Annotated in this window: 5 protein-coding genes and 2 pseudogenes; 4 read left to right on the top strand and 3 right to left on the bottom strand. The window is 66.4% G+C overall.

Annotated elements, in window-relative coordinates; all coding sequences use genetic code 11:
• The first annotated feature begins 345 nt into the window (after positions 1-345).
• Positions 346-474, top strand: a complete 129-nt coding sequence (locus AC0699_RS39295; protein ID WP_478671356.1) for a hypothetical protein — start codon at positions 346-348, stop codon at positions 472-474.
• Here AC0699_RS39295 and AC0699_RS39290 read toward each other — a convergent pair whose 3' ends face one another.
• Positions 475-1128: a hypothetical protein gene (locus AC0699_RS39290; protein WP_478671352.1), complete on the bottom strand. Its 654-nt coding sequence runs from the start codon at positions 1126-1128 to the stop codon at positions 475-477. It lies immediately after the preceding gene.
• A 23-nt stretch (positions 1129-1151) separates the two neighbouring features.
• On the opposite strand from AC0699_RS39290, the gene AC0699_RS39285 reads away from it, so the two are divergent.
• Positions 1152-1691, top strand: coding sequence for a hypothetical protein (locus tag AC0699_RS39285; RefSeq protein ID WP_478671347.1), 540 nt, complete (start codon positions 1152-1154; stop codon positions 1689-1691).
• Positions 1692-2126: 435 nt separating this feature from the next.
• Here the strand turns inward: AC0699_RS39285 and AC0699_RS39280 are convergent, their stop codons facing one another.
• A complete protein-coding gene (locus AC0699_RS39280) occupies positions 2127-2444 on the bottom strand; it encodes a helix-turn-helix domain-containing protein (protein WP_478671341.1) in 318 nt (105 codons plus the stop codon).
• On the bottom strand, positions 2441-3505 hold the full coding sequence (locus AC0699_RS39275) for a tyrosine-type recombinase/integrase (RefSeq protein ID WP_478671336.1): 1065 nt from the start codon (positions 3503-3505) through the stop codon (positions 2441-2443). The genes AC0699_RS39280 and AC0699_RS39275 overlap by 4 nt, the downstream gene beginning before the upstream one ends.
• Before the next feature lie 145 nt (positions 3506-3650).
• On the opposite strand from AC0699_RS39275, the pseudogene AC0699_RS39270 reads away from it, so the two are divergent.
• Both AC0699_RS39270 and AC0699_RS39265 read left to right on the top strand, forming a co-directional pair.
• A pseudogene (locus tag AC0699_RS39270) lies at positions 3651-3749 on the top strand (IS21-like element helper ATPase IstB); the annotation flags it as partial.
• Positions 3750-4171: 422 nt separating this feature from the next.
• A pseudogene (locus tag AC0699_RS39265) lies at positions 4172-4480 on the top strand (IS110 family transposase); the annotation flags it as partial.
• Between the last annotated feature and the right edge of the window lie 347 nt (positions 4481-4827).

Below are 4827 nucleotides of genomic sequence, written 5' to 3'. Positions count from 1 at the left end.
CGCCCCGCAGTCCCTCAACTTCCCCCAAGTCCACCGCACCACCATGCCCGAACCCACACCACACCACCAAACCGACCTAACGAAGTACTACTAGAGAAGGTCGCAAAGTTTCCTTGGAGCCCCTGGCTGGCTCAGATCCGAACCCCCTTCGGAAGGACCACGGTCCGCTGGTGCGGTGACGAGAACGCGGAGCCGGGCGAGTACCACGTCGAGTGGGCAGTCGATGAGGACATCGTCTGGGGGCGGAATGCGAAACCGGCTGCCGATTCCGGACCGGGAGTCCGGCCTGGTGGACACTGCGTTGTCCTTCGAGGACGTCTGAACCCCACAGAGGATGGTGCCGCCGTGCTGGACTTGGACGGCAGTCTGATCCTGCTGGATCTCGCTGATCCGCTGCCCGAGGATGTCGCCAATACGTGGGTCGAGCTGCTCATCGAGCGCGAGAAGGTCAGTCTCTACCCCTACGTACTCTGATCAGGTTCTGTCCGTCTCCCACTGCGACAAGCGGCTCTCGTCGATGCGATCGGAGAGATAGATCAAGGTGGCTTGTGGGTCCATACCGAAGGCGGCGGCGACGAGCTTGGGGTCCATAGTGTTCACCAGGTCGAGCAGGCGTGTGCTGCGGATCATCCGGGGCGGGAATCCGCAGTCGTCAAGGACATGGGAAAGATAGGCAGTTGAGGCCGGGCTTCGCCCGGCTTTTGTTCCTTTGGTGATCACCACGTGAGGGTTGGCCGTTGGCCATGCCTCGCCGTGGGCCAGGCACCGCTGCACCACCGTCCACGAGGCGGGATCCAATGGAACAGGGTGGGGCCGCTTGCCGAGCTGGACGGTCTGGGCCACCGGGTCGAGGTCGGTGACCTGCAGCATCCGGACCTCGGAACTGGAGGCACCGTGCAGCAGGGCGAGCATGCCCATCAGGGCCTCGTGCGGGTGGACGCGTTCGTCGGTGGTCCAGCGGCGGAAGAGCTCGCGCTGCTGGTCGAGGGTGAGTGTTCTGCCGCGGAAGCCGTTCGACTCCTTCGCTGTCAGAGTCCGTGCCGGGTCGACCAGAACGATGTGCTGCAAGCGAGCGAAACGGAAGAACTGCCGCAGGACGACCAGCCGGCGCTTGCGGGCCTTGGGCAAGGTGCCAGGAAGGCTTCGATGTCGTGCACGTCGGCCAGGGCCCAGTCGTCCTTGCCGCGGTGCTTGGTGAGGAAGAGGGCCAGGTCCCGGAGGATACCCAGGGCAGTTTCCAGGGTGTGATGGCTGCGGGGCCGGGTGCCGGCTCGGCGGGCCCGGTCCTGGGCCCGCATGCGGGAGACGTCGAAGGCGGCGACAGCCGCTCTGAGGGAGTCGGGGACGGCGTCGATGCGGCGCTTGCGGCGCCCGGCGGCGAGTCGTTCAGCCTGGTCAGTGGGCAGGGCCAGACCTCGATGGGTGAAGAAGTCTTCGAGGGCTCGGGCGAAGGGGCCCATCGACCGTCCGGGGCGGCGGGACCGTTCCAGCAGGGCCTGGGGCGAGTTGGAGTGTTCGTCTTGCAGGAGTCGGCCGAGGTCGGTGACCAGGCCGCAGGCCCGGGAGACGCAGAAACGGGACGCGACATGGGTGACGAAGTCGTCGAGCCATGCGGGCGGGTTGGTGAGCTGGTCGCGGAGGTGTTCGCCGCGGATGAAGGGGCGGCCGGGGTGCTTTTGCCAGCAGGCTGAGCACAGGCCCAGGCCGGCATGCCGCGGCAGATGCCCGCACTCGCGGCAGGTCCGTGGCGGCTGCTTGGCTTGCCGGGGCCGAGAGCAGTGGCCGCACCAGCCGGTCTCCTCGCGGAGAAATCCCGGCCTGCCGCAGCGGGGGCAGGGCTGCTGGGCGGCGAGTCTCTCGGCCTTTCGCCGACAGACCCCGCATAGCCGGTTGCTTGCCGCACGGACGGGATGACCGCACTGTTCGCAGACGCGCGAGCAGGTGATGCAGCGGCCGGTGTCCACTTGGAGCACGCGGCCCTTGCCGCAGGTCGGGCATACCGTCTTGGCTGCCTGTTCCTTCATGCGGAGCCAGCACCGGCAGCAGTGCTGGCGATCGAGATAGCCAACGGGGGCTCCGCAAGTGACGCAGTCGCGTTGCTTCTTGCCCATCGAGATGACCATCGGTCACAGAGGCGGCATCGATCGGCCCCGGGCGGAGGCGGCGGTCTTCGGGATGTCGGTGACGGGCCGGGGCGGGACGATGGGCCGTTCGACGGGGGTAGTGTCGACTTCGATCAGGTCGTTGGGGGTGCACTCCAACGCGGTGCACAACGCGGCCAGGGTGGTCATCTTCACCTGCGACGGTTCCTTGGTGAACAGCGCGGACACCGACGCGGAGGACAACTCCAGGCCAGCCTTCTCCGCCAGCAGTCGCCGGAGCTCGGTCCCGGTCCAGACCTCCCGCTGAGCGGCTGCCATCCGCAGCCGCCATCGGATCTTCATGCTGTGCTGTCCTTCCCAGTCAGCTCCGCCAGAGTGCTGGCCACTGCCCGCTGATAGGCGTCCTCGATGAAGGTCGCGGAAGGCCGGACATAACGCATTGTCGAGCTGACCGTCCAGTGTCCGAGCATCTGCTGGATCGCCACAAGATCGACGCCGCGTTCGTAGTTGTGGGTCGCGCAGGCCCTCCGCAGGGCATGCGGGCTGAACCGCTCAGACGGTGGGCGTCCTTCGAGTTCCATGAGATAGCGGAGCCGGTTGCGGATGGTCCCGCGATGCAAGGGGCCGCCGGACTCGTCAGCGAACAGCACGGGCGAGTCGGGGAACTTGGGCCGCACGTCGTCGAGGAACCATCGCAGCACCAGGTCCAGGCCGTCGAGCATGGGCACCCAACGCGGACGCGGCCCGGAAGTGTGGGCTCCCTTGCCGAAGCGAACGTGGAGCTTGCCGAACGGGCCGCGGACGAAGTGCACGTCCGGCTTGTCCAGCAGCGATGCTTCCTCCGAGCGGAACCCGGCATGATACAGCGTCCAGAACATCGCATAGTCCCGGGCGGCAGGTCCGTACTTTCTGGCGGTCGCGATCCGCTGCTTCATGAAGTCGAAGAACTCCGCCACCCGCTCCGGTGTCGGTGGCGGCACCAGGGCCGGGGAATCGTCACCGACATGCCGGGAAGCGTTGAACTCGTCGACCGGGCAGACCAGCCGGACGCCGAACGCAGCCTCAATCTCGGCCGCTTTGCGGACCTGCAGGAACCGGTGGAACCCCTTGAAGATCTGGACATACTCGCGACGCGTCGAGGTCTTGCGGCCCTTCACCGCGAGGTCACCGACCACGCGGTCGATGTCCTCGGGGGTGACCTCCCACGCGGGCCGGCCCAGAGCGGCCAGGGTCCGCTCCAGCAGGCCGATGTCGTTGTCGACGGTCACCGGGCTGAACCCGCGAGCCCGCCATGAGGCGACAAACGCGTCGACGCATGCAGTCTGGAACTGCCACGGATCCGTGACCAGCGGCTCCTGCGGAACGGCCCCTCCCGCGATGACCTGGAGTCTCGCCTCAGCCACCGGCACACCTTCCTCGCACCTGAACGGTCAAGGCAGCACCTTGAAAAACAGGCTGCTACCGCGAGAACCAACGAGGACCGCAGGAACAGGAAACGGCCAGGTGGCAGCGACAACTCTCGTGAGGGAACAAGTGCCAGCCCCAGATGGCTGGACCAAAACCTTCACCGACCCCCGCCTCTGCGCGGCCATCGTCGACCGCCTGACTTTCAACGGCACCATCATCGAGACCGGCACCGACTCCTAATTCCTTGCTAACGGATCGTGGAAGCCAAGCTGCTGCTTTCTTGGTCCGTTCGAATGCCGGAGAAGGCACTCGTAACGGTGGTGGCGTCCCGTGGGCGTCGAACGGATGCCTGACTGACTCCGGGCTCTTGATCCCTCGCGGTAGAGCGGCGGCGTTCGGCGTCTTCGGGACCCCACCGCTGTCAACACCACACGCCTGGCCCCTCGTTGGTGCTGGCGGTGCGAGCCCGCCTCATGGCGACCTCTCGTTACGCCCGAGCCTCCGAGCTCCGGCAATAGACCGAGGCCCGTGCGGCGCGCTGGTGCCACGAACGGCTAGTGAGGTGGCGGACCGGCCAGTCGGTTGAGTCCTGGAATTACGTCGCTGCGTGGCCCGCATGTGCTCGTGACCAGCTCAAACACCAGAACAATGCGGAGGGCATCTTGATCTACTGCGGAATCGACTGGGCGGAACGAACCCACGACGTCGCCCTGGTCGACGACGTCGGCACGCTGGTGGCAAAGCGGCACATCACCGACGACGCGGCTGGCTACAGGGTCCTGCTGGACCTGCTTGCCGAGTACGGAGACACGGAGGAGAACCCGATTCCGGTGGCGATCGAGACCAGCCGCGGCCTGCTCGTTGCCGTGCTGCGGACCGGGAAGCGGCTGGTGTTCGCGATCAACCCGTTGGCTGCCGCCCGATACCGAGATCGGCATGCCGTCTCCCGGTCGGGTAGCCCTGGGGAATCGCACCCCAGGGCTCCCACAGATCCGTACGTGACAGTCTCCCGTCATACGGCTCTTGTCGCTCTGGTCACCAGGCAGCCGGGACCCAAGTCACCCAGGCCCACTGCGCGAAGAACTTCGGCCGCAACTTCACGGCCCTCTCCCACGCGGCCTGAGCCTTCTTGCGGCCCCGAAGCCGCCGATACTTGTTGCGGGACCACCGCATCACGTAGGCGTTGATGCGGGCCAGGAGGGGATACAGGGCAGAGCGGCTAACCTCGCGCTTTCACGAAGCAGGCTGTCCAAGAGCTGATCAGAAACGCGGAAAGTGCCCTTGACCTGCAACGATGGGACTTGCTGAGGGTCCTGTT

Source organism: Streptomyces sp. NPDC043870, from assembly GCF_056435785.1.
This window is presented reverse-complemented; position numbering and strand designations above follow the sequence as displayed.